Here is a 23,127-nt window from a genome sequence, read left to right on the forward strand (position 1 = left end):
CGGAGAGTCACCTGACCCGAGGAGTCGCCGATGTCAGCGGAAGTCGTTGCGTTGGTTGTATTGGTGTTGGTGTTCCTGATAGCCACCGTCCGGTCCATCAACATGGGGGCGCTGGCGCTCGTGGCGGCGTTCGTCGTGGGCACCGCGGTGTTCGGCGTGGAGGTGTCGGACGTCCTCGGCGGCTTCCCGGCCAACCTGTTCGTCATCCTGGTCGGCGTCACGTACCTGTTCGCGCTGGCCAGGAACAACGGCACCGTGGACTGGATCGTGCACCGGGCCGTGGTGGCGGTACGCGGACGTGTCGCGCTGATGCCGTGGGTGATGTTCGTGGTGTGCGCCGCGATCACGGCGATCGGCGCCGCCAGCCCGGCCGCGGTGGCCATCGTGGCCCCGGTGGCCATGGGCTTCGCCGCCCGCTACCGGATCAACCCGGTCATGATGGGCCTGATGGTGGTGCAGGGGGCCACCGGCGGAAGCTTCTCGCCGATCGGCATCTTCGGCGCGATCACCAACGGCGTCGTGGACAAGAGCCACCTTCCGGGCAACCCGGCCGTGCTGTTCTTCAGCGCGATGGGCGCCTGCGCGCTGATCAGCCTGGTCGGCTTCCTCACCCTGGGCGGCACGAAGCTGCTGCAGCGCGACCGCGAGACGCCGAAGCAGCAGGTCGCGACCCTCACGCGCACAGGCGCCTCCGGATCCGCGGGCGACTCCGCCGCTGACCCCGACCCCGCCGACGACGCCCTGCCCCGCCTCGACGCTCAGCGCTCCCTCACGCTGGTCGGCCTGCTCGTGCTCGCCGTGGGCGCGCTCGTCTTCGACCTCGACATCGGCTTCCTCGCCCTGGCGGTGGCGGTCGCGCTCACGCTGATCTTCCCCTCCGCGGCCCGCGGCACCGTCGACAAGATCAGCTGGGGTACGGTGCTCCTCGTCGGCGGCATCGTCACCTACGTCTCCCTGCTGGAGGACCAGGGCACGGTGAAGTGGCTCGGCGACGGGGTCGCCCACGTCGGCGCCCCGCTCGTGGCCGCGTTCCTGATCTGCCTCATCGGCGCCGTGGTCTCCGCCTTCGCCTCGACGACCGGCATCCTCGGGGCGCTCATCCCGCTCGCCGTGCCGTTCCTGCAGACCGGTCAGGTCGGCGCCGTCGGGCTGGTCACGGCGCTGGCGATCTCCTCCTCGGTGGTCGACTGCAGCCCGTTCTCGACCAACGGGGCCCTGGTCGTCGCGAACGCGGACGTGTCCGAACGCGACAACGTCTTCAAGCGCCTGATGACCTGGGGCATGACCATCATGGTGGTCGCGCCGGTGCTGTGCTGGGTGATCCTCGTCGTGCCGGGGAGCCTGTCATGAGCGGCCCGCTCGCCGGTTACGTCGTCGTCGACCTGACCAGGGCACTGGCCGGGCCGCACGCCGCGATGATGCTCGGCGACCTGGGCGCGCGGGTGATCAAGGTGGAGCAGCCCGGAAGCGGCGACGACACCCGGGGCTGGGGCCCGCCGTTCGCCGGCTCCGAGTCCACGTACTTCCTGTCGTGCAACCGCAACAAGCAGTCGATCGCCCTGGACCTGAAGGACGAGGACGGCCGGGCCACCCTCGAGGCCCTGATCCGCAAGGCGGACGTGCTGCTGGAGAACTTCCGCGCCGGCGTGCTCGACCGGCTCGGCTTCACCACCGCGCGCCTGCTCGAACTCAACCCGCGGCTGGTCGTGCTGTCCATCACCGGGTTCGGCCACGACGGGCCGGAGGCCGGGCGGGCCGGCTACGACCAGATCGCGCAGGGCGAGGCCGGGCTGATGTCGCTCACCGGGTCCGGACCCGACGACCCGCAGCGGGTCGGCGTGCCGATCGGCGACCTGCTGGCCGGCATGTACGGCGCGTACGGCGTGGTCTCCGCGCTGCTCGAACGCGAGCGGACCGGCCGCGGCCAGGTCGTGCGCACCTCGCTGCTGGCCGGCATCGTCGGCGTGCACGCCTTCCAGGGCACCCGCTGGACCGTGGCCGGCGAGGTCGGGCGCGCCCAGGGCAACCACCACCCGTCCATCGCCCCGTACGGGCTGTTCCGGTGCGGGGACGGCCACGTGCAGATCGCGGTGGGCAGCGAGGGACTGTGGCAGCGCTTCTGCGCCGAGTTCGGCCTGGACCCGCGGGAGCCCGGCCTGGCGACGAACGCGGAGCGGGTGGCCGCGGGCCGGCGGCTGGTCGAGCTGGTCGAGGCCGCCTTCGCCCCCTTCGGCGCGGACGAGCTGCTGCGCCGGCTGGCCGCCGCGGGCGTGCCCGCCGGCCGGGTGCGCAGCCTGGACGAGGTGTACGACTGGCCGCAGACCAGGTCGCAGGGCCTGCTCATCGACGTCGAGCACGCGGGCATCGGCGGGATCACGCTGCCCGGCCCGCCGCTGCGGTTCTTCGACCCGGCCGGGCCGGACGGCGAGGTCGAGATCACCCGGACCGACCACGCCGCGCCTCCCGTGCTGAACGCCGACGAGGAGGAGATCCGCTCGTGGCTGGCCGGATGACCGCGCTCGAACTCGTCGAACTCGCGCTCGACGACGGCTCCTTCCGCAGCTGGGACCGGCCGCTCGGGCCGGTGGAGGACGCCGACGTGACCGCCGCCAGGCAGCGTACGGGCCTGGACGAGGCGGTGATCACGGGGGAGGGGCTGCTGCACGGCCGCCGGGTGGCCGTCGTCGCCTGCGAGTTCGGCTTCCTCGCCGGATCCATCGGGGTCGCCGCCGCCGAACGCCTGGTGGCGGCCGTGGAGCGGGCGACCGCCGAGCGGCTGCCGCTGCTCGCCGCGCCCGCCTCGGGCGGCACGAGAATGCAGGAGGGCACGGTGGCGTTCCTGCAGATGGTGAAGATCTCGGCCGCGGTCACGCAGCACAAGGCCGCGGGCCTGCCGTACCTGGTCTACCTGCGCGATCCCACCCTCGGCGGCGTGCTCGCCTCGTGGGGCTCGCTCGGCCACGTCACGGCCGCCGAACCCGGCGCGATGATCGGCTTTCTCGGCCCGCGCGTCTACCGGTCCCTGTACGGCGAGCCGTTCCCGGAGGGCGTCCAGGTCGCCGAGAACCTGTACCGGCACGGCCTGATCGACGCCGTGCTGCCGCCGCAGGCGCTGGCCGGGATCGCCGACCGCGCGCTGCGCATCCTGCTGGCTCCACCGGTGGAGCCGCCCCTGGGTGAGACGCCGCCGTCCGAGCCGCTGCCGGACGTGCCCGCGTGGGAGTCGATCACCCGCTCCAGGCGCGCCGACCGGCCCGGCGTCCGGCAGCTGCTCCGCTACGCCGCCTCGGACGTCCTGCCGCTGAACGGGACCGGCGAGGGGGAGCAGGACCCGGGGCTGTACCTGGCGCTGGCCCGCTTCGGCGGCGTCTCGTGCGTGCTGCTCGGCCAGGACCGGCGCACCCAGACCGACGTGGGGCCGATGGGGCCGGCGGCCCTGCGCGCGGCCCGGCGCGGCTTCCGCCTGGCGCACGAGCTGAACCTGCCGCTCGTCACCGTCATCGACACCCCCGGCGCGGCGCTCAGCCCCGAGGCGGAGGAGGGCGGGCTGGCCGGCGAGATCGCCCGGTGCCTGTCCGAGCTCGTCACCCTTGCGGCGCCGACGCTGTCGATCCTGCTCGGCCAGGGCTGCGGCGGCGGCGCGCTCGCGCTGATCCCGTGCGACCGGGTGCTCGTCGCCCAGCACGGCTGGCTGTCACCGCTGCCGCCCGAGGGCGCCAGCGCCATCGTGCACCGCGACGTCGAGCACGCCCCGGAGCTGGCGGCCGCGCAGGGTGTGCGCTCCGCCGACCTGGTCGCCGACGGCATCGCCGACCGGGTCGTCCCCGAGCGCCCGGACGCGGCCGACGAACCGGAGGCGTTCTGCCGCCGCGTCGGGCGCGAGCTGGAGCGGGAGCTCGCCGCGATGCTGCCGCGCCGCCGCCCCGACCTGCTCACCGAACGGCTCCGGCGCTACCGCGTCCTCGGCACCACCCGCGACCGGGCTCAGACGGCTAGCTAGAAGCGCCCCAACCCGCTCATTCAGGCGTCTCTGCGCAGGGCCCATTCGACGCCCGGACAGCGGTCCATGACGACGTCGAGGCCGGCGCTCAGGGCGCGTTCGGCGGCCGCCTCGTCGATGACGCCGAGCGGGAGCCAGATCGCCTTGGCCCCTGCCGCGATCGCCTCGTCCACCGACTCCCCCGCCAGCTCGGCGCGCCGGTACACCGCGACCACGTCCAGCGGGTCCGGCACCTCGGCCAGCGACGCGTACCCGGGCTCGCCCAGCACGGTCTCGGCGGCCGGATGGACGGGAATGACCCGTCTGCCGCGGGCCTGGAGCAGCCGGGCCTGGTCATAGGCCGTGCGCTCCGGGTTGTCGCTCAGGCCCACGAAGGCCCAGTGCCGCGCCCCGTGAAGCAGGCGCTTGATGACGTCGCCGTCGGCGAAGCGGTTTCCCATGCTCGGCACCAACACGGCGCGCCCGCCGGAACTTCCCGCATTCATCTTCCGCTCAGCGGTTGCCGCGCTTTCAACGCCGTTGACCGCCGCATATGGTCCAGAGCGTTGAAGAGCGCTCTCGCGACCGGCCTTTCTGTCCGCGTGCTGGCGAAAGCCACGCCCGTTCCACAGAGGTAGAGCATGAGATCTTCTCTCGTTTTCGTCGCGCTGGCCCTCGCCGCCGCGCTGGTCGGCGGCGCGGGTAGCGCCCAGGCGGTCGCCGACCCGCTGCTGTCCCAGGGCAAGCCCGTCACCGCGTCGTCCGCCGAGAACGCCGGCACGCCCGCCTCGGCGGCCGTGGACGGCAACGCCGCCACCCGCTGGTCGAGCGCCTTCGGCGACCCGCAGTGGCTGCGGGTCGACCTCGGCGGCACCGCCGCCATCAGCCAGGTGGTGCTCAGCTGGGAGTCCGCGTACGGCCGGGCGTTCCAGATCCAGACCTCCGCCGACGGCCTGACCTGGACCACCGTCTACGCGACCGCCACCGGCACCGGCGGGACGCAGACCCTCGCCGTGACCGGGAACGGCCGGTACGTACGGATGTACGGCACCGCCCGCGGCACGGCCTACGGCTACTCGCTGTTCGAGTTCCAGGTCTACGGCACGATGGGCGGCACCACGCCACCTCCAGGGGGCACCGTCCCCGACCCGACCACCCAGTCGCTGGAGGCGACCACCGGCCCGCTGGCCACCGCGACCTACACTGTCCCCAACCCCAGCGGCTACAAGGCGGGCACGATCACGTACCCGACGGCCAGTGGCTCGTACCCGGGCATCGTGCTCATGCCGGGCTACCAGGGCACCCAGCAGAACCTGAGCTGGCTCGGCCCGCGCCTGGCGTCCTGGGGCTTCGTCGTCCTCAACGTCGACACCAACACGCTGTCCGACAGCCCCGACCAGCGGGGCACCCAGATCAGGGCGGCCGGCACCCAGCTGCTCAACCTCGGCAACGCCACCGGCAACCCCATCTCGGGCAAGCTGAACGGCGTGCTCGGCGCGGCGGGCCACTCCATGGGCGGCGGCGGCACGATGGTGGCGCTGCGCGACGACACCCGGTTCAGGGCGGGCGTGCCGCTGGCGCCCTACCACCAGAGCGGGAGCTTCGCCGGCGTCGCCAAGCCGACGTTCTTCCTGACCTGCGCGAGCGACGTCGCCGCGCCCGGCGGCACGTACGCCAGGCCCTGGTACAACAGCATGACGCAGGCCGAGAAGCTGTACATCGAGGTCCCCGGCGACCACCTCTGCCCGGTGACCGGCTACGGCAACAAGGCCAAGCAGGGCAAGTGGATCGTGTCGTTCTTCAGCCGCTGGTTGCGCGACGACGCCCGCTTCACCCCGTTCCTGTGCGGCAGCGTGCGTGACGCCGACCGGAACAACACCTCGCTGGTGACCCAGTGGACGGACACCTGCCCGTTCTGAACGACTCGGCCGGGCACGGCGTCGCGCCGTGCCCGGCCCCGGCTACGCGAGCGCCGAGTGGCGCCGGCCGTAGGCGTAGTAGATGATCAGCCCGATCAGGAACCAGACGGCGAAGCGCAGCCACGTCACCGGACTCAGGAACGTGATCAGCCAGATCGAGAAGAGCGCCCCGACGCCCGGCACCACCGGCATCCCCGGCAGGCGGAACTGGCGCGGCAGGTCGGGCTGCCGGTAGCGGAGCACGATCACCGCCACGCACACGACCACGAACGCCAGCAGGATCCCGATGTTCGTCAGCTCGGCCGCCTCCCGGATGGGCAGGAACCCGGCGATCAGCGCCGACGCGACGCCCACGATCCAGGTGACCCGCGTGGGCACCCGGCGCACCGGGTGCAGCTTGGCGAACCAGTGCGGCAGCAGCCCGTCCCGGCTCATGGAGAACCAGACCCGGGTGACGCCGAGCATGAACGTGAACATGACCGTGAGGATGCCCACCACGGCCCCCGCCGCGATCAGGGACGCGAGCCCGGGCAGCCCGACAGAGGCGAACGCCGAGGAGAAGCCGCTCTCGGGATCGATCTCCCGGTAGTTCTGCATGCCGGTGAGCACGAGCGTGGCCAGCACGTACAGGACCATGGAGATGGCCAGCGAGTAGAGGATCGCCTTCGGCATGTGCCGCTGCGCGTCCCGTGACTCCTCGGCCGCGGTGCTCATCGCGTCGTAGCCGAACACCGCGAAGAACACGGTGGCGGCGCCGGTGATCGCCCCGCTGACCCCGAACGGGAAGAACGGCGTGTAGTTGTACGGGTTGATGTAGAAGAAGCCGACCACGATCACCAGCAGCACGACGGCGACCTTGATGCCCACCACGGACGTCTCGAACCTGGCCGCGGCGCGGATCCCGAGATTCAGCAGGAAGGCGATGAACAGGCACAGGATCGCCGCGAACAGGTCCACCACGTGCCCCGCGCCGGTGCCGGGCGCGCCGAGCATCCACGCGGGCAGCGTGAAGCCGAGCTGCTCCACGAGGAAGCCGAAGTAGCCGGAGATGCCGATGGCCACGACCGCGACGATGGCGGTGTACTCCAGCAGCAGGTCCCAGCCGATGCACCAGCCGACGATCTCCCCGAGGACCGCGTACCCGTAGGTGTAGGCGGACCCGGCCTTCGGGATCAGGCCGGCGAACTCGGCGTACGAGAACGCGGCGGCGGCGCTGGCGATCCCCGCGATGAGGAACGAGACGAGCACGGCCGGCCCCGCGGTCTGGTTGGCGACCGCGCCGGCCAGGGCGAAGATGCCCGCGCCGATGATGCCGCCCACGCCGATGGCGGTGAGCTGCCACAACCCGAGCGACCTGGCCAGCTCGCCCTCGTGCTCGGTGGCGATGAGCTCCACCGGTTTGCGTCTGAAGACGCCTCCTGAAGTTGTCATGACGCCCCCGATGCGACTATGTGCGTCCGTCCTGCCCACCAGGGCCGTCCCTATGCGAAGGGGCCCTGGCGGGCGGGGTCACGGGCGCCACGTGCCGCCCGTTCGCGAGGTGCTGCTGCAGCTCGACGTGCCGGAACTGGTAGTACGGCCCCTCCGTGCGCAGCAGGCCCAGCCGGTGGGCGTCGTCCAGGAAGTCCATCGCCCGCAGCGGCAGGCTTCCCCGGGTGGCCAGGCGGGGGATCGTCAGCTTGTAGGCCAGCCAGGCGTGGTGGCGGCCCAGGACGAGCCCGAACAGCAGCCCCAGCACCAGGCCGACCAGGATCGACATGTCCGGGGGGATCCCCGAATACAGCAGGACGCCCGCGGTGGCGAGCCCGACCACGAGCCCGCCGATGATCCGGATGGCGGTCAGGTTCCGGTCGGCCTGCCAGGTCGAGCGCGGGGATCTGGCCGTCAGGTCGGCGGTGGGGCTCTCGACCCAGCGGATCAGGCTGAGCAGGGCGACGAATCCGACGAAGGACAGCAGCCCGATCTGCACCGAGGATCTCAGGGCGAAGACCGGCTTCCCGCTCGCGTAGGCCATGAGCCAGCCGACGATGGCCCCCAGGGCTCCGACGATCAGCCCGTCCCGGAGGGCGGGAAGGAGCTCGGCGAGCCTGCCGCGCAGGTGGAAGTCGGCGTGTCCCGGCGACTCGGTGAACCAGGAGCCGATCAGGGTCTCGGCCACGAGCGCGGAGAACAGGCCGGCCATCGCGCTGAAGAAGAGCGACTTCGTCAGCAGCCCGAAGGCCAGCCCGACCACGACCCCGATCACGGCGGCGGCCCCGAACCGGACCGTGCGGCTGGAGGTGTAACGGGCCAGGTGCCACCAGGCGACGTCGCGCGGGTCCTCCTCGTTGCGTTCGAGCTGGCGGGACAGGTACGTGAGCCAGCGGTCAACCTGCTCCGGCGTCCAGGCGTGCTGCGGCCGGAAGGGCTGCGGCGGGCCCTCGGCGGGCGTACGCGTGCTCACCAGAGCCGGGATGAGCTGGTCGCACAGATGGTCGTGCAACGTCGCCGCGCTGCCGCGCCCGAGCGCCAGCAGCGGCGTCGGATCCACCCGCGGCGCGATGTAGGTGGCGCGGACCAGCCAGAGCCCCAGAGACGTCGAGGTGACCTCGGACAACGCGGGGACGGCGCCCTTGCGCAGCTCCTCCAGGACCTGGGGCCAGACGGAGTGGGGCACCGGCGGCAGGCACGCCTCCAGGTAGTCGGCCGACGCGGCGGGGGACATGGGCTGTGGCTCGATGACCGCCGCCGCCGTGAGGGCGTCGCCGATCTCCTCGACGGACTCGGCGAACTGGTCGGTACGGCAGGTGAGGATGAGCTGGTCGGTCTCGTACAGCGACCGGTTCAGCGCGGTCAGCATGTCCGCGCGGGCGGTGTCGGGCAGCTCGTCCAGGCCGTCGATGACGGGCAGCACCTCGCCCCGGGCCACGAGAGTCTCCGGCATGTCCGTGCCGAGGCCCTCCGCGCGCAGCGCCGGATAGTCCAGCGCCAGGCTCGCGGCCAGCCAGTCCTGCAGCCGCCCATAGAGGCGGTCGTCCCAGCGCGCGGCCGACAGCAGCACCGGGACGGGCTCCTCCGGCTCCCGCGTGCGCAGCAGTTCGAGGACGAGCTGCACGGCCAGGGTCGTCTTCCCGGTTCCCGGGCCGCCCAGGATGACCAGCCGGCGGCAGCGCAGGGCGCGGAAGTTACGTGCCATGTCCGCGATGTGCACGTCCAGGCCGGGGAAGGCCACGGTGCCCTTGGCGATGATCTCGGGACGGTCGGCGAGCTCGCGGCGCTCGGTCGAGTGCCAGGGCAGCGGCATGGGCTCGGGATCGCACAGAGAGCGCAGGACCGTCTCGTCGCGCCACTGCTGGGTGACCAGCCCGGAGAGGACGTCCTTGGCGGTGGCGACGTCGGCCGAGGTGGGGGCGGCGGTGGCCGCGCCGCGCTTGCGCCACCAGGTCAGGAACTGCACCAGGCCGTTGCCCAGCCCTATCGCGCCCGTCACCGCCGCGATGATCTGAGCGGATCCGGCCGTGATCCCCCAGTCCTTCGGCAATCGGGTGGCCACGGTCAGGATCATGGTGGCCAGGGCCAGGAGCAGAACGCCGAGCACCACCGACATCTTGGCCTGGCGATTCTGCCAATATCGTGCGCCCATAAATCCAGTATGTGCGGATAAAGAGGCTGGTAATTCTCCACGCAGGGTCGATAAAGCGGAAAAACCATTCACCTCATTGATGGGGGCCGCCAATCCTGTGGCATCGATTCGGAAACCCGTCCGGCCGCGACGGCCAGCCCCCGGCGGCCGGGCAGGACGAGGTTGCCGTCGGTGACCAGCATGAACCGCTCCAGATCCGGCACGATCACGTGCACGGCGGTGATCCCGCAGGGGAGGACGCGCACCACGCGGTGGTAGGCCGGGTGGCCCCGCGCGGCCAGCGTCGCGGTCACCTTCCGCAGCTGGGCGCCGGGAGTCCCGGCCGTCGGGGCGGCCTGCGGAAAGGGGACCACCTGCGCCTCTCGCAGGGCGTCGGTGAGGTCGAAGCGCCCGCACGCGTGCAGCGCGGGGTGCGCCGCCAGCCCGGCCAGATCGCCGCGTACGGCTCCGGAGCGCGGCAGACCCTCGCCGAGCGTGGTCTGGACGAGCTCCGTGAGCGCCCGCCAGGCGGCGTACGCCGGGTCCAGCGAGGTGCCGCCGCCGCGCCGGTGCGGCCGTCGTTCGGCCGGAGCCGTGTACGCCAGCATCGTCGGCACGCCGAGGTCGCTGGTGATGTCCAGCAGGTGCACCGGTGACCCGGTCAGCTCCTCCGCCGTCGCGTACGCCCGCGCGAGGCCGTGCGGAAGCGTCCCCGGGTCGATCAGCCTGAGCCGGAAGCCGTCCCCGCCCAGGAAGGCGCGGACGAGGAGCAGCGACAGGGCGTCCCGCTCCACGGCCTCGTTGAGGGCGTGCAGCAGCGCCTCGGCGGCGGTGATGCCGACGGCCGAGCCGCTGTTGCAGCTGTAGCGCATCAGGTCGGCGTAGTCGCAGTCGTCCCCGGCCAGCTCGCGCAGCGGCGCGGCGCCGGTCTCGGCGTACCAGGGGGCCGACAGGAACAGCGGCACCAGCGCGTCGGCGCGCCTGTGGGGGAGGGGTGGCCCGTCGAGGAGGCGATAGCGCAGGCAGGCCATCCGCCGGCCGGGCGTCCCGGTCAGCAGCAGCGCGCAGGCGTCCCCGCGCAGCGGCCCCGAGGCGAGTGCGGCGGGCGCGACGGGCCGCACGGCGGCGGGGTCGAACCCGGCCGGGCCGGTGAGGTAGTGCTCGACGGCCTCGAACAGAGCGCCCACGCGGGCCTCGTCCGGGCGTCCTTTGCCCATCCCGCACGCGACCGGCGAGAGGTCCCCCGCGCCGCCGAGCAGGCGGCACCACCAGGCGGTCGGGTCGCGGCCGTCGCCCGCGTCAACGAGCTCCGCCCGCAGGCCGAGCGCGATCAGTGCCGCGGACGCCCGCCTCCCGGCCTCGTCCAGCGGCACCGCTCGTTCCGCCGCGCAGAACGGCCGCCCCGCCCGTCGCGGGGATTTCGGAAATCGACGCGGCCTACCTTCTGCCATCGCCGGTCGTGGCGGACAGCAGCTCGCCCAGCCGGTCGAGTTCGGCCTGGGTCAGGTGCTGGGTCGCGCGATCCAGCGACTCGGTCACGATATAGTCCACGACATTTCCCATGAGCCTCCCCCTTCCTTTCCGCCTTAATTGTAGCGCCGCCTCCGCAAAAGCCTAGAAAGGCTATTTGCGGACTTATTTACATTTTCTGGAGAATGGCCGCGGCTGGGGTGGGTATCCAGCCCCGTCATCCGGAGCCCCAGGATCGTCACTCTGGGTGAGATGGCGGCCGTTACGGTCACGAACCGTGTGCTGACAAAGAGTCAACCCGTCATTCGTGATGTTTCTTCGCATCCGTACCTTGAAGTACATGTGCCCCATCGGCATAGTGGACGCACCACAGGCGTGCCAGTCGTGGCGGACATTCTCGGGGTAGTGCCGGTTCGCGACTGCCCGGCGGCGCATCATCCGGTGCGCGGAATTGGACATGATGGATGAGTTCGCCCCCGCCGATCCGTACCAAGCTGCTCAGGATTCTCCTGCTTCCGCTGGTCTCCATGGTCGCCCTGTGGGGGTTCATCGCCTACTCCAGCGTTGAGGAGATCGTCACCGTCTCCCAGGCGCAGGACCGCTGGGAGGGCATCGGGTCGCCGGTGCTGCAGCTGATCGTCGAGTTACAGCGGGAGCGCCAGCTCTCGGCGGAGGCGGTTCGCGGCACCGGCTCGTACGAGCCGCTGGCCGAGCAGCGCCGGGTCACCGACGGCAAGGCCAAGCGCCTGCGCGAGGTGATCAGCGCCCTCGACGTCGGGGCGGCGGACGGGGAGACCCCGGCCCAGGTGCAGGCGCTGCTGCAGGCGCTCGACGGGCTGCAGTCGCTGCGCGATTCCGCCGACGGCGGCGTGCTGGCCCCGCCGCTGACCATCATCGAGGCGTACAACAACCTGATCAGCGTCGCCAACGGGCAGTTCAGCGACCGCGACGCGCTCAGCGACGTCTCGTCCTACCAGGCGGTGCGCGGCATGGCGGCCTACAGTGCCGCGGCCGAGTATCTGGGCCGTGAGCACGCCGTGCTCACCACCACGATCGTGCACCACAAGATGACCCCCAGGGACCGGGCCTCGTTCGTCTCCGCGATGACCAGCCGCCGGCTCGTCTTCGCCAACGCCGAGCGCGACGTCGGCCCCGAACTGCGGGCGAACTACGACCGGCTGATCGCCAGCGCGTCGTTCAAGCGGCTGGTGGACGCGGAGGACCTGCTGTTCGGCTGGGACACCAGCGGCGGCGCGCCGCCCGTGGACCCCACCGTGTGGAAGCGGGACGCGGACGCCATCTTCGGCGCGATCAGCCGCGACACGCAGACGGAGCTGGCCCGCACGGCGGAGGAGGCGCAGTCCCAGAAGTCCGGTGCGTACTGGCGGATCGGCCTGGTCCTGCTCCTGGGGCTGTTCGCGGTGGTTGCGTCGGTGGCGCTGTCGTACCGGTTCGGCCGCTCGCTGATCATCGAGCTCAGCCGGCTGCAGGAGTCGGCCGTAGAGCTGGCCGAGCGGCGGCTGCCCCGGCTGGTCGAGCGGCTGCGCCGCGGTGACGACGTGGACCCGGCCACCGAGGCGCCCGGCCTCGACCGCGCCGACACCGCCGAGGTCGACCGGGTGGTGCACGCCTTCTCCGCCGTACGCCGTACGGCGGTCGAGGCGGCGGTCGGGCAGGCGACCCTGCGCAAGGGCGTCGGCCTGGTCTTCCTCAACCTGGCCCGGCGCAACCAGGCGCTGCTCCACCGACAGCTCACGCTGCTCGACACCATGGAACGTCGGGTCGAGGAGCCGGAGGTCCTGGAGGACCTGTTCAAGCTCGACCACCTGACCACCCGCATGCGGCGGCACGCCGAGAACCTGATCATCCTGTCCGACTCGGCCCCCGCGCGGCGTTGGCGCGACCCGGTGCCGCTGTTCGACGTCGTACGCGCGGCGGGGCTGGAGGTCGAGGACTACACCCGCGTCACCGTCGTACCGATGCCGAACGCCCCGCTGCTGGTCGGCCCCGCCGTCACCGACGTGATCCACCTGGTCGCCGAGCTGGTGGAGAACGCCACCGTCTTCTCCCCGCCCGACACGACCGTGCACATCCGCAGCATGACCGCGGCCAACGGCTTCGCGCTGGAGGTGGAGGACCGGGGCCTGGGGCTGAACCAGTCCACCCTCGACGAGCTCAACTCCAGGCTGGCCGACCCGCCGGAGTTCGACCTGGCCGACAGCGACCGGCTCGGCCTGTTCGTGGTGTCCAGGCTCGCGGTCCGGCACGGGATCAAGGTCTCGCTGCGCCGCTCGCCGTACGACGGGACCACCGCGATCGTGCTGCTGCCGGCCTCCCTGCTCGTCAACCTCCAGCCCCCGATCGTCGTCGCGCCCGCCACGGACCGCGTCGCCGCGCACATAGCCAGGCCCATGCGCGCGCTCGGCACCGGGCCCGCCGAGCCCCGGTCCCGCGGGGTGGCCGCCGCCCCTGAGCCCTTCTCGCCCCTCGGGCCGGACGCGCCCGCCCGCGCCCCGGAGCGCGGGACGTGGTTCGAGGCCGGGCCCGCGCCGACCCCGATCATCCAGGCCGGGCCAGTGACTGGGCCTGTGAACGGCTCCGCGAACGGGCTCACGGACGCCTCTTCCAACGGGTCCACGAACGGACTCGCGGGCGGACCCGCCGACGGGCTCGCGGGCGGCCCTGCGGACGGGCTCGCGGACGGGCTCGCGGAGGAACCGGATAACGGGCCCGCCACTGGACCGATCCGGATTCCGACGCCGGTCCCCGGCCCCGCCACCCCGCCCGGCCCGCCCGCCGACTGGAGCGTCACGGTGCCGGCCGAGGACGCGGACGAAGACCTCGACGGGCTGCCGATGCGGGTACCGCAGGCCAGCCTGGCTCCCCAGCTCCGTTCCGCCAGACGCGCGGACCGGCGCAGCACCTCGGCGCGCTCGCCGGAGGAGCTCGCACAACTCATGTCGTCCATGCAACGCGGCTGGCAGCAAGGCCGTCGCCAGGCGGAGCAGGGACCAGACGTGTGGAACCGAAAGGACGACCATCCCGATGCCCGACCCCAGAAGTGAACTGAGCTGGCTGCTGGACGACCTCACCCAGCGCGTCCCCGGCATCCGGCACGCCATCGTGCTGTCCGCCGACGGGCTGGCCATGGGCGGCTCCCGGGGCTTGACCCGGGAGGACGCCGAGCACCTGTCCGCCATCTCCGCCGGCAGCCACAGCCTGGCCATGGGCGCCGGGCGCCACTTCGGTCTGGGCGGCGTACGGCAGACGATCATCGAGATGGAGGACGGCTTCCTGTTCGTCACCGCGGCCGGCCAGGGGGCCCGGCTGGCCGTGCTCGCCACGGGCGACGCCGAGCTGGGCATGGTCACGTACGAGATGGCGCTCATGGTCAAGCGGGTCGGCGAGCACCTCTCCGCGCAGCCGAGGGGAGCGGCACCGGCACCCGCCTGGAACGGCGCGAGACAGTGACCGGGGAGGATCCCGGGCCGCTGCTCCGGCTCTTCGGGCTGACCGGGGGCCGGGCGCGCCCGCAGGGCGAGGCGTTCGATCTGGTGGCCATCGTCACGACGGTCGCCGGCACCTACGAGCCCGCGGAGCTGCTCCCGGAGCATCGCGCCGTGCTGTCGCTGTGCCGGAAGCCCACGCCGGTGGCCGACGTCGCGGCGCACCTCAGGCTGCCGCTCAACATCACCCGGGTGATCCTGAGCGATGTGCGGCGAGAGGGCCTTGTCACCATCGAACGCCCGCGCCCCGCGGCGCAGACGATCGACGAACGCATCTACAGGGAAGTGCTGCATGGACTACGCAGCCTCTGAGCCGGGGACGACCGCCGTCGCCTCGGCCTTGGCCATCAAGATCCTCATCGCGGGCGGTTTCGGCGTCGGCAAGACCACATTGGTCGGCACCATCAGCGAGATCCGGCCGCTGCACACCGAGGAGCTGCTGAGCGAGCGGGGCATCGGGGTGGACGACACCTCGGGCGTGGAGTCCAAGACCACCACCACGGTCGCGCTCGACTTCGGCCGCATCACCATCCGCGACGGGCTGTGGCTGTACCTGTTCGGCACCCCCGGGCAGGACCGCTTCTGGTTCATGTGGGACGAACTGGCCCTCGGCGCGCTCGGCGCCGTCGTGCTCGCCGACACGCGCCGCCTGGGCGACTGCTTCCCCGCGGTGGACTACTTCGAGCAGCGCGGCGTCCCGTTCGTGGTCGGCGTGAACTGCTTCGAGGGGGCCCGCCGCCACGACCCGGCCAAGGTGCGGCGGGCGCTCGCGCTGAACGAGCGCATCCCGATCGTGCTGTGCGACGTCCGCGACCGCGCGTCGGTCAAGGAGGTGCTCACCACCTTGGTGAAGTACGCGGTGGAAGGCGGATGAGCCGGGTTCAGGGGGCCGGTGTGAGTGGCGGGACGGCGTTGCGCGCCCGTTCGAGGGCCTGATCGGGCCACCACTGGCCGGAGGCCGGGGTGACTACGCCGTACACCGGGTCGGCCGGTCCCGGGGTGCCCCGGGTGCACTGGCCGTTGGAGAATCCCGGACTGTTGAGCCAGAGGAACGCGTCGGCCAGCGGCTTCCCGGTGCCGGCGGACGGCCGGGCGCCCGCGCCTCTGCCGGGGGGATTGCACCATTCGTCCGGAACCGGGAAGCGCCCGGCGGGCGGTTGCCACTCGCCGGCCCCGTTCCGGCTCGTGTCGACGACGAAGCGCGGCAGGCCGGGCGCGTCGTCCGGCACGGCGGCCAGGGCCGCGTCGGCGCACGAGGCGCTTCGCGACGCCGCCCTCAGATAGACGCACCTGGACAGCTTCGCGGCGTACGTGAGCGATCGCGCGGTCGGCCGGTAGCCGACGGCGTTGACGTAGAAGCCGTCGGCGCGCACCGCCCCCGCGTTGACCAGCCGGTCGGCGATCTGCGTGAACGCGGGCCAGCCCGCCAGCCCGCCGTCGAGGTAGACGGCGGTGCGGGCCAGGCCGGTCAGGGTCTCCACGGCGTAGGTGAGATCGGCGTACCGCTGGACGGCGGCGGACTCCCCGCCCTGCGGGCACTCGGGGCTGCCGGGCATCCGCGCCAGGCCGCTGGGCTCCAGGGCGACGACCGCGGGCCGGTTCCCGATGCCCTCGGCCACCGCGTCGATCCACGCCCGGTAGCCCGCGGTGTCGGGGGCGCCGCCGTTCCAGCAGTCACGTCCCGGGATGTTGTTGGTGACGAACACCGGGACGGTCTGCCTGCGTTCGGCCTGGGCGACCGCCTCGCGTGCGGTGCGGGAGACGTCGGCGGGGGAGCCGCCGGCGAGCCAGATCGCCTGGGGGACCTGCGACAGCGCCCGCATGAGGGCGGCGTCGGCCGTCCTGCCCTGCGCCGACCAGGTCCGGGACTGCCGGGCCGCGTCGGTGTCCGGCTGCATGTAGAACCGCACGCCGTCCGCGCGCAGCGGGTTCTCGCCGGGGAGCTTCCGCCACAGCGTGCCCGCCTCCTTCGCGACGGCGGGATTCACCGCCGGGTTCACCGCCGGGGTCACGGCGGGCAGGCCGGGGAACAGGCTGGGGAGCAGGTACGCGCCCGCCGTCGCCACGGCGAGCGCGGCCACCGTGCCGCCGGCCCACGCCCAGCGCCTGGACGTCCCCCGTCGCCGGCCCCGGTGCGCCGGGGCGGCGTGGCTCCGGTCCGGGGTGGTGCGGCCCTTCTCCGGGGCGGCGTGGCCCTGCTCGGGGACGGCGTGGCTCCGTCCCGAGGCGGTGGCGGCCGGGCTCGGCACTCTGGGCTCGTACGGGAACCGGCCGCTCGCCCGGCGTCGTGGAGGGGGCCCGACCGGGACGAGGTCGGGCGAGAGGCGGATCGTCGCGCCCCCGCCCAGCGCGTCCACGAGCTCAGCGGCCGTCGGGCGGGCCGCCGGGTCCTTGCTCAGCGCCCGCGCCACCAGCCGGCCGACCACGCCGCCCAGCTCGGGGAGCACGGGCTCCTCGTGGACCACGCGGTAGAGCACGTCGTGACCCGCCCCGGAGCCGAACGGCGGCCGCCCGCTCGCGGCGAAGGCCATGACACCGCCCCAGGCGAAGACGTCGGAGGCCGGTGACGCCAGCCCGCGCACCTGCTCGGGCGACATGTACGCCGGCGTGCCCATCCTGGTGACGGAGAGGGTCGTGGAGTCGGAGACGAAGGCGAGGCCGAAGTCGATGACCTTCGGGCCCATGGGGGACAGCAGCACGTTCGACGGCTTGAGGTCACGGTGGACGACGCCGGCCGCGTGGATGGCCCACAGCGCCACCGCCGTGCTCATGGCCAGTCCTTCGAGCTCCGAGCCCGACATCGGGCCCCGCTCCACGATCGCGCGGAACAGCGTCGGTCCCGGCACGTACTCGGTGACGACGTACGCCGTCGCGCCGTCCAGGTCGGCCGTGAGCACGGGAGCCGTCGAGAAGGGGGCGACCCGCTGCATGGTCGCGACCTCGCGGCGGAAGCGCCGCCGGAACTCCGGGTCGCCGGCGAGGTGCCGGTGGATGACCTTGATCGCCACGAGCCGCCGCGAACGGCTCTTCGCGAGGTAGACGACGCCCATCCCGCCGGAGCCGAGCCGGCGCACGATGCGGTGGCCGCCGATCCGCCGCGGGTCGTCGCCGGTCCGCCCGTCCACCGCCTCGCCGTGTTTGGTGCCGTTCGCCATCGCCCGCCCATCCCGACCCGACAGTCGACAGGAGGTACGGCCGGGGCGGCACCGGGGTTCAGCTGAACGCGAGCAGGACCTTGCTGGAGCGCCGGGCGTCGGCCGCCTCCTCGAACGCCGCCACCGCCGCGCCGAGCCCGAAGACGGACGTGACAATGGGCGCGAACCGCCCGGCGTCCCCGCTCATGATCGACAACGCGGCCGGCATCTCGTGGTAGAAGCGGCTCGACCCCATCAGGGTCAGCTCGCGGGTGACCGCGAGGTGCAGCGGCACGGTGACCCCGCCCGGGGGCAGGTGACCCACGTTGACGAGGGTTCCGCCGGGGCGCAGCGCCTCCAGGGCGGAGACGAGCCCGGCCTGGGAGCCGGAGGACTCGATCGCGACGTCGGCGGCGGGGATCGGCTCGCCGAGGTCCGCGCGGACGACGTGGGTCGCGCCCACCTGGAGCGCCAGCCGGAGGGGCTCGCCGAACACGTCGGTCGCCGTGACCGTGGCCGCCCCCGCGCAGGCGGCCAGGGCGGCGGAGAGCAGGCCGATGGGTCCCGCGCCGATCACCAGCACGTCGCGGCCCTCGACGCCGGAGCCCGGCCGGCGCAGGCCGTGGAGCGCCACCGAGGCGGGCTCGGCCAGCGCCGCCGTCCGCAGGTCGAGCCCGTCGGGGATCGGCACGAGGCGGCTCGCGGGCACGACGAGGCGCTCGGCGAACCCGCCGTCCGTGTGCGGCAGCCGGGCGGCGCTGCCGAGATAGCGCAGCTCCGCGCAGAGGTTCTGCTCGTCGCGCAGGCAGTGGCCGCAGCGGCCGCACACCTGGGCGGGGTGCACGGCGACGCGGCCGCCCGCCGGCGGTCCCGAGCCGTCGGCGGCGGGCTCGGCGACGACCCCGACCACCTCGTGCCCCAGGACCATGGGGGAGCGCAGGACGGACTCGCCCACCCGCCCGCTCCTGTAGTAGTGCAGGTCGGAGCCGCAGATGCCGCCGTAGACGACCGTGACGACGGCTTCGTGCGGCCGCGGCGCCGGGGTGGTCCGGGTCTCGACCGTCAGGTGCCCGGGACCGGTGACGACGAGGGCCTTCGCGTCCATTCAGATCACCGCCGTCATTCCGCCGTCGACGTAGATGACCTGGCCGTTGACGAAGTCGGACGCCGGTGAGGCGAGCCAGATCGCGGGGCCGACGACGTCCTCGACGCGGCCCCAGCGGGCCGCGGGGGTGCGCCGCGTGATCCAGCGGCTGAAGTCGGGGTCGGCGACCAGGGACGCGTTCAGGTCGGTGTCGATGTAGCCGGGGGCCAGGCCGTTGACCTGGATGCCGGCGGACGCCCATTCGGCGCACATCGCCCGGGTGAGCCCGCCGAGCCCGCTCTTCGCGGCCGCGTAGGGAGCGGTGGTGGCGCGTACCAGGTGGTTCTGGACCGAGCAGATGTTGATGATCTTCCCGCTGCCCCGGGGGAGCATGTGGCGCGCGAAGGCGCGGCCGACGAGGAAGCCGCTGGTGAGGTTGACGTCGACCACGCGTTTCCAGTCGTCGACCGGGATCTCGGTCAGGGGGCCGCGGATCTGCACGCCGGCGTTGTTGACGAGGATGTCCGGGCAGCCGTACGCGGTGACGACGGCCTCGCAGGCCTGCTCGACCTGCGCCGGGTCGGTGACGTCGAACGCGTGGACCTGCACGTCGGCGGCCGGCCGGCCGGGCGCGAGCTCCTCGCGCAGGGCCGCGGCCGCCGCCTCGAGGCGCGCCGGGTCGCGGCCGTTCAGCACGACGCGCGCCCCCGACAGCGCGTAGCCGCGCGCGATGGCCTGCCCGATGCCGCGACCCGAGCCGGTGACCAGGGCGAGCCTGCCTGTCAGGTCGAACGCCGGAACGCCTGGAGCGGTCTGGAGGGGCACGTCATCTCTCCCATGCTGGTGCGGATCCGAGGACCTCGACGCATGACGCGCGGACGAGCGACGCGGCCGCGGCCTCCGCCGCCGCCGGGTCCATGTCCGCGATGGCCTCGACGACCTGCTCGTGCCGGTCCAGCGAGGCGGCGGTGTCGGCGGTGAAGAACTGGTGGCGGTCGGAGTAGCGGGCGTGCAGGGTGGCGATGAGGGTCTGTACGAGCTGGCTCAGGACCGCGTTGTCCGCGCCCCGCAGGACCGTCCGGTGGAAGCCGGTGTCGGCCGACACGAACGAGGAGCGGCTGCGGCTTTCGTAGGCGTCCCGCATGTCCCGGAGGTGCTCGCGGAGCGTGTCCACGAGGGCCTGCCGGGCGCCCAGCGCCGCGATCCTGGCGGCGGCGGGCTCCAGGGCCTCCCGCAGCGTCAGCAACTCGCCGAGCTGGGTGTCGGCGTCGGGGCCGTCCGCCCGCCAGGCGATGACCTGCGGGTTGAGCAGCGCCCAGCTCTCCTGGGGCTGGACGGTGGTGCCGACCTTGTGGCGCGGGCGCACCATGCCGAGCACCTCCAGCGAGCGCAGCGCCTCGCGTACGACCGTCCGGGACACCTCGTACTCGGACTCGACGCGCTCGGGGGAGACGATGCCGCCCACGGGGAAGTCGCCGTGCGCGATCCGGCGTCCGAGCGCGTCAACGAGCTGCGCGTGCAGGCCGCCCGGCCGGGCGCTTTCGACCATCGACAACCCTTAAAAGTATGATTAAACACATCATATAGGTCAGGGCCGGGCGGCCGACCGGTGACCCGCGCATGACACGAAGCCGCCTGATGTCCGCCGGCCTCGCAGCCCTGCCCACCCTGACCGCGTGCGGCACGGCTGGCGGCGACGGCCAGGTCACCTCCTAGGTCGCCGACGGCGTGGGGCCTGCGGGCCGTCGACCCGGCCAAATGGTGCATGACCGCAGGCCTGGTTCATGCCCGGCGGGGCGTCGTTCGAGGCCGGTGACGGGTACGCGATGTCGCTGGGCAACGCCCCGGAGGCGCACCCGCAGACGCCGCAGGGCAACGTACGGATCGCCGGTGTCGGGGCTGCCTCCGAGATCAAGGCAGGCGAGCCGCACCGCCTCCGGTTCGCCCTCGACGGCTCGCGGCTGGACCTGTACGACGACGGCCGGCTCGTCCTGTCCGTCGTCGCTCCCACCCTGATCCCCGCCGCTGGCTTCATCGGCCTGCAGACCAGCATGGGACCGGCCGGGCGAAGTTCGCCGCCATGTCGGTCACGGCCCGGGGCCACCGGAGCTGAACGGCGCATTCGTTACGAGAAATACTCGCAAATATCAGAACTATGTGTATGGGTATTGGTTTTCTCTGCCTTGGCCACATAAAAGCGTAACCGCAGGTCTATGGGCTACTTCAGTGCGATTCATAACCCCCCTACGCTGTCCCCGTTCCACTTACGGCGAGGGGGATCACGTGCTCGGAATCGACACCTGCCTGGCGGAGGTCATGTCCATACCGGGGGCGCTGGACGCCATGCTGCTCGACCACACCAGCGGCATGGCGGTGGCCTTCAGCAGCGCCTCGGGCGTGGACGCCGACCGGTCGGCCGCCGCGTTGACCGAGGCGCTGCGGGCCACGACCGACGGCCTCGCCCGCGCGTGCCCGGGCGAGGTCGTCCGCATCGACGACATGCTCGTCACGACGGACAAGGGGCACCATCTGCTCAGGCCGCTGGAGACGGTCTTCGAGGGGCCGCTCGTCATCTACGTACGCCTTGACCTGGAACGATCCAACCTGGCCCTGGCGCGCCACCGCCTGCGGTCGGTCTCCAGCCAGCTGACGACGTGAGTCATGACCAGGCTCGACGCACTCCTGGCCGGGCTGGCGCACGAGCGTTCGACGGGTGCGCTCCGGCTCGGGAGGAACGGCACGATCTTCCTCCACGACGGGCGAGTGACGTACATGGAGTGCGCCCAGACCCCGGGCGTCGAGCGCCTGCTCACGGCCAGGGGCCGGATGACGGAGGCGGCGCTGCGCGGGCTCCAGGCGGACGGCGGCTGCGCGCGGCTCCTCGAGGAGGGGCCGCTCACGCCCGGCGAGCTGCAGTTCGCGGTGCTGGGTGCGGTCCTGGACGCGGCCTTCTTCCTGCTGCCGATCAGCGGGACGCGGCCCAAGTTCCGGCCGGGGGAGCGGCACTGGCTGGGCGGGCAGTGGTTCTTCGAGGTGGCGGGGCTGGTGCGGGAGTGCGCGCGGCGGCGGGCGCACCTCGCCGACGTCTGGCCGTCCGCGGAGGTGGACACGCTGCCGGTACGGCCGGTGCCGTGGCTGCCGGGGCACGGGGTGACGCTGACCCGGGTCCAGTGGGAGGTGATCGTCGGTGCCGACCACAAGGCCACGCCGCTGGAGCTGGCCAAGCAGCTCGGGCGTTCGGGCTACGCGGTTTTGCTGGCGGTCAGGAGGCTGGCGGCCGCGGGCCTGCTCACCCCACCCGACCCGGGCCGTACCGCCTTGCCCGACCCGGGCCGTACCGCTCCCGCCGACAAGCGGCCCAGACATGCCGAGCCCGCCGAGGCCACCGAGCCCGATGAGGTCGCCGACGGTGGTGAAGCGCCTGGAGCCTGGCTGCCGAAGCGGGCGCGGCACCCCTACGAGCGGCCGCCGCACGATCCCGGGGCGGTGGCCCAGCCGCTCGGCCCGCCCGTGACGGGAGACCCGACCGATCTGGCGCTGCTGATGCGGCTCAAGAAGGCGCTCGAGGAGCTGGCGTGAGGTTCCCCGTACTCAGGAGGAGGCCACCGGTGGAGCTGCGGAAAGAGGTTCTGGAGGAAATGACGCTCCTGCGCGAGCGCACACCGGACGTGAGCGGAAGCGTCGCCTGCACCGTGGACGGCATACAGATCGCCTGCGACCTCGAAGGAGACCGCGGCGAGCAGACCGCGGCGCTGTCGGCGGCGCTGCTCGCGATGAGCAGGCGGATGCTGACCATGACCGGCCACGGCGCTCTTGAGGAAACGCTCATCTCGGGCACCGCCGGCTTCGTGGCCTTCTACGCCGCCGGCCCCACCATCGTCCTCACAGTCCTGGCCAAGCCCGGCGCGAACGTCGGGCTGCTGCGGCTGGAGGGCAGGAAGACGGCCGCCGGAGTGGCCGCCGTCGCAGCACGTAGGCACTGAACCGTCCCCTGGCGGAAAGGGAGAGAACAATGGCCAGCATGGACGTCTCGCTCAAGGAGATGATGACGATCGACGGCGCCCTCGGAGCGGCGATCGTCGATCACGGGAGCGGCATGGCGCTGGGCACCCTCGGCGGCTCCAAGGACCTGGACCTGCAGGTCGCCGCCGCGGGCAACACGGAGGTGGTGAAGGCCAAGCTCCGCACGATGGACTCGCTCGGTCTCAAGGACAGCATCGAGGACATCCTCATCACGCTCAGCGGCCAGTACCACATCATCCGGCCCATCACGGGGCGCGGGGGAAAGGGGCTGTTCCTCTACCTGGCGCTCGACCGTGGGCGCGCCAACCTGGCCATGTCCCGGCACCAACTCCGGGGCATCGAGGAGAAACTGGAGGTCTGACCCGGGACTCCCGGGTGGCCCGCCCCCGCTCGGTGGGTGGTCACAACACA

At 72.6% G+C, this 23,127-nt stretch carries 21 protein-coding genes; 13 read left to right on the forward strand and 8 right to left on the reverse strand.

All coding sequences use genetic code 11. The features are described from left to right. Positions 1-30: 30 nt before the first annotated feature. Genes AB0L65_RS40710 through AB0L65_RS40720 form a run of 3 tightly spaced genes read left to right on the forward strand, consistent with a single transcriptional unit; the run spans position 31 to position 4,000 of the window. The gene (locus AB0L65_RS40710; RefSeq protein ID WP_364257201.1) at positions 31-1,350 is read left to right on the forward strand and encodes an SLC13 family permease; all 1,320 of its coding nucleotides are present in this window, start codon (positions 31-33) and stop codon (positions 1,348-1,350) included. After that, complete coding sequence (locus AB0L65_RS40715) at positions 1,347-2,513, forward strand: CoA transferase (RefSeq protein WP_364257204.1); 1,167 nt, start codon at positions 1,347-1,349, stop codon at positions 2,511-2,513. The genes AB0L65_RS40710 and AB0L65_RS40715 overlap by 4 nt, the downstream gene beginning before the upstream one ends. Then, positions 2,498-4,000: a carboxyl transferase domain-containing protein gene (locus AB0L65_RS40720; RefSeq protein ID WP_364257207.1), complete on the forward strand. Its 1,503-nt coding sequence runs from the start codon at positions 2,498-2,500 to the stop codon at positions 3,998-4,000. The genes AB0L65_RS40715 and AB0L65_RS40720 overlap by 16 nt, the downstream gene beginning before the upstream one ends. Positions 4,001-4,020: 20 nt before the next feature. Here AB0L65_RS40720 and AB0L65_RS40725 read toward each other — a convergent pair whose 3' ends face one another. Beyond that, complete coding sequence (locus AB0L65_RS40725; protein ID WP_357747268.1) at positions 4,021-4,440, reverse strand: CoA-binding protein; 420 nt, start codon at positions 4,438-4,440, stop codon at positions 4,021-4,023. 180 nt (positions 4,441-4,620) lie between these two features. On the opposite strand from AB0L65_RS40725, the gene AB0L65_RS40730 reads away from it, so the two are divergent. Next, entirely contained in the window at positions 4,621-5,898 is a 1,278-nt protein-coding gene (locus AB0L65_RS40730) for a discoidin domain-containing protein (RefSeq protein WP_364257210.1), read from the forward strand. A 42-nt stretch (positions 5,899-5,940) separates the two neighbouring features. Here the strand turns inward: AB0L65_RS40730 and AB0L65_RS40735 are convergent, their stop codons facing one another. From AB0L65_RS40735 to AB0L65_RS40745, 3 genes are all read right to left on the reverse strand, one after another. Beyond that, positions 5,941-7,329 (reverse strand): amino acid permease, encoded by a 1,389-nt coding sequence (locus AB0L65_RS40735; RefSeq protein ID WP_364257213.1) that lies wholly within the window; start codon positions 7,327-7,329, stop codon positions 5,941-5,943. A gap of 16 nt (positions 7,330-7,345) precedes the next feature. After that, on the reverse strand, positions 7,346-9,520 hold the full coding sequence (locus AB0L65_RS40740; RefSeq protein ID WP_364257216.1) for an NACHT domain-containing protein: 2,175 nt from the start codon (positions 9,518-9,520) through the stop codon (positions 7,346-7,348). Positions 9,521-9,588: 68 nt separating this feature from the next. After that, a complete protein-coding gene (locus AB0L65_RS40745; RefSeq protein WP_364257219.1) occupies positions 9,589-10,872 on the reverse strand; it encodes a YcaO-like family protein in 1,284 nt (427 codons plus the stop codon). A 561-nt stretch (positions 10,873-11,433) separates the two neighbouring features. On the opposite strand from AB0L65_RS40745, the gene AB0L65_RS40750 reads away from it, so the two are divergent. The 4 genes from AB0L65_RS40750 to AB0L65_RS40765 are packed head-to-tail and all read left to right on the forward strand — an operon-like array spanning position 11,434 to position 15,349. Then, the gene (locus AB0L65_RS40750) at positions 11,434-14,034 is read left to right on the forward strand and encodes a nitrate- and nitrite sensing domain-containing protein (protein ID WP_364257222.1); all 2,601 of its coding nucleotides are present in this window, start codon (positions 11,434-11,436) and stop codon (positions 14,032-14,034) included. Continuing rightward, entirely contained in the window at positions 14,015-14,440 is a 426-nt protein-coding gene (locus AB0L65_RS40755) for a roadblock/LC7 domain-containing protein (RefSeq protein WP_364257225.1), read from the forward strand. Before AB0L65_RS40750 ends, AB0L65_RS40755 begins: the two co-directional genes overlap by 20 nt. Further along, positions 14,437-14,787, forward strand: coding sequence for a DUF742 domain-containing protein (locus AB0L65_RS40760; RefSeq protein WP_357747284.1), 351 nt, complete (start codon positions 14,437-14,439; stop codon positions 14,785-14,787). The genes AB0L65_RS40755 and AB0L65_RS40760 overlap by 4 nt, the downstream gene beginning before the upstream one ends. Beyond that, positions 14,768-15,349, forward strand: a complete 582-nt coding sequence (locus AB0L65_RS40765; protein ID WP_350740995.1) for an ATP/GTP-binding protein — start codon at positions 14,768-14,770, stop codon at positions 15,347-15,349. Before AB0L65_RS40760 ends, AB0L65_RS40765 begins: the two co-directional genes overlap by 20 nt. A 7-nt stretch (positions 15,350-15,356) precedes the next feature. On the opposite strand, the gene AB0L65_RS40770 is transcribed toward AB0L65_RS40765, so the two are convergent. From AB0L65_RS40770 to AB0L65_RS40785, 4 genes are read right to left on the reverse strand one after another with little or no spacing between them, the layout of a single operon-like run. After that, on the reverse strand, positions 15,357-17,630 hold the full coding sequence (locus tag AB0L65_RS40770) for a glycoside hydrolase family 6 protein (protein ID WP_364257230.1): 2,274 nt from the start codon (positions 17,628-17,630) through the stop codon (positions 15,357-15,359). A gap of 58 nt (positions 17,631-17,688) precedes the next feature. Next, positions 17,689-18,714, reverse strand: coding sequence for an alcohol dehydrogenase catalytic domain-containing protein (locus AB0L65_RS40775; RefSeq protein ID WP_364257233.1), 1,026 nt, complete (start codon positions 18,712-18,714; stop codon positions 17,689-17,691). Continuing rightward, positions 18,715-19,518, reverse strand: a complete 804-nt coding sequence (locus tag AB0L65_RS40780) for an SDR family oxidoreductase (RefSeq protein WP_364257235.1) — start codon at positions 19,516-19,518, stop codon at positions 18,715-18,717. Between the two features lies 1 nt (position 19,519). After that, positions 19,520-20,242 carry an FCD domain-containing protein gene (locus AB0L65_RS40785; protein WP_364257238.1) on the reverse strand — a complete coding sequence of 241 codons (723 nt, stop codon included), beginning with the start codon at positions 20,240-20,242 and terminating at the stop codon, positions 19,520-19,522. A 235-nt stretch (positions 20,243-20,477) separates the two neighbouring features. Between AB0L65_RS40785 and AB0L65_RS40790 the strand changes: the two genes are divergently transcribed. The 5 genes from AB0L65_RS40790 (at position 20,478) to AB0L65_RS40810 (ending at position 23,077) form a co-directional block, all read left to right on the forward strand. Then, a complete protein-coding gene (locus tag AB0L65_RS40790) occupies positions 20,478-20,888 on the forward strand; it encodes a hypothetical protein (protein ID WP_364257241.1) in 411 nt (136 codons plus the stop codon). Positions 20,889-20,976: 88 nt separating this feature from the next. Further along, positions 20,977-21,351, forward strand: coding sequence for a roadblock/LC7 domain-containing protein (locus tag AB0L65_RS40795; RefSeq protein WP_319719198.1), 375 nt, complete (start codon positions 20,977-20,979; stop codon positions 21,349-21,351). Between the two features lie 3 nt (positions 21,352-21,354). After that, entirely contained in the window at positions 21,355-22,272 is a 918-nt protein-coding gene (locus tag AB0L65_RS40800) for a hypothetical protein (protein ID WP_364257244.1), read from the forward strand. Positions 22,273-22,301: 29 nt separating this feature from the next. Next, positions 22,302-22,676, forward strand: a complete 375-nt coding sequence (locus AB0L65_RS40805) for a roadblock/LC7 domain-containing protein (RefSeq protein ID WP_350741003.1) — start codon at positions 22,302-22,304, stop codon at positions 22,674-22,676. 29 nt (positions 22,677-22,705) lie between these two features. Further along, the gene (locus AB0L65_RS40810; RefSeq protein WP_364257247.1) at positions 22,706-23,077 is read left to right on the forward strand and encodes a hypothetical protein; all 372 of its coding nucleotides are present in this window, start codon (positions 22,706-22,708) and stop codon (positions 23,075-23,077) included. The last annotated feature ends 50 nt before the right edge of the window (positions 23,078-23,127 follow it).

The sequence above is a fragment of the Nonomuraea sp. NPDC052116 genome, assembly GCF_040680035.1.
GTDB lineage: Bacteria > Actinomycetota > Actinomycetes > Streptosporangiales > Streptosporangiaceae > Nonomuraea > Nonomuraea angiospora_A.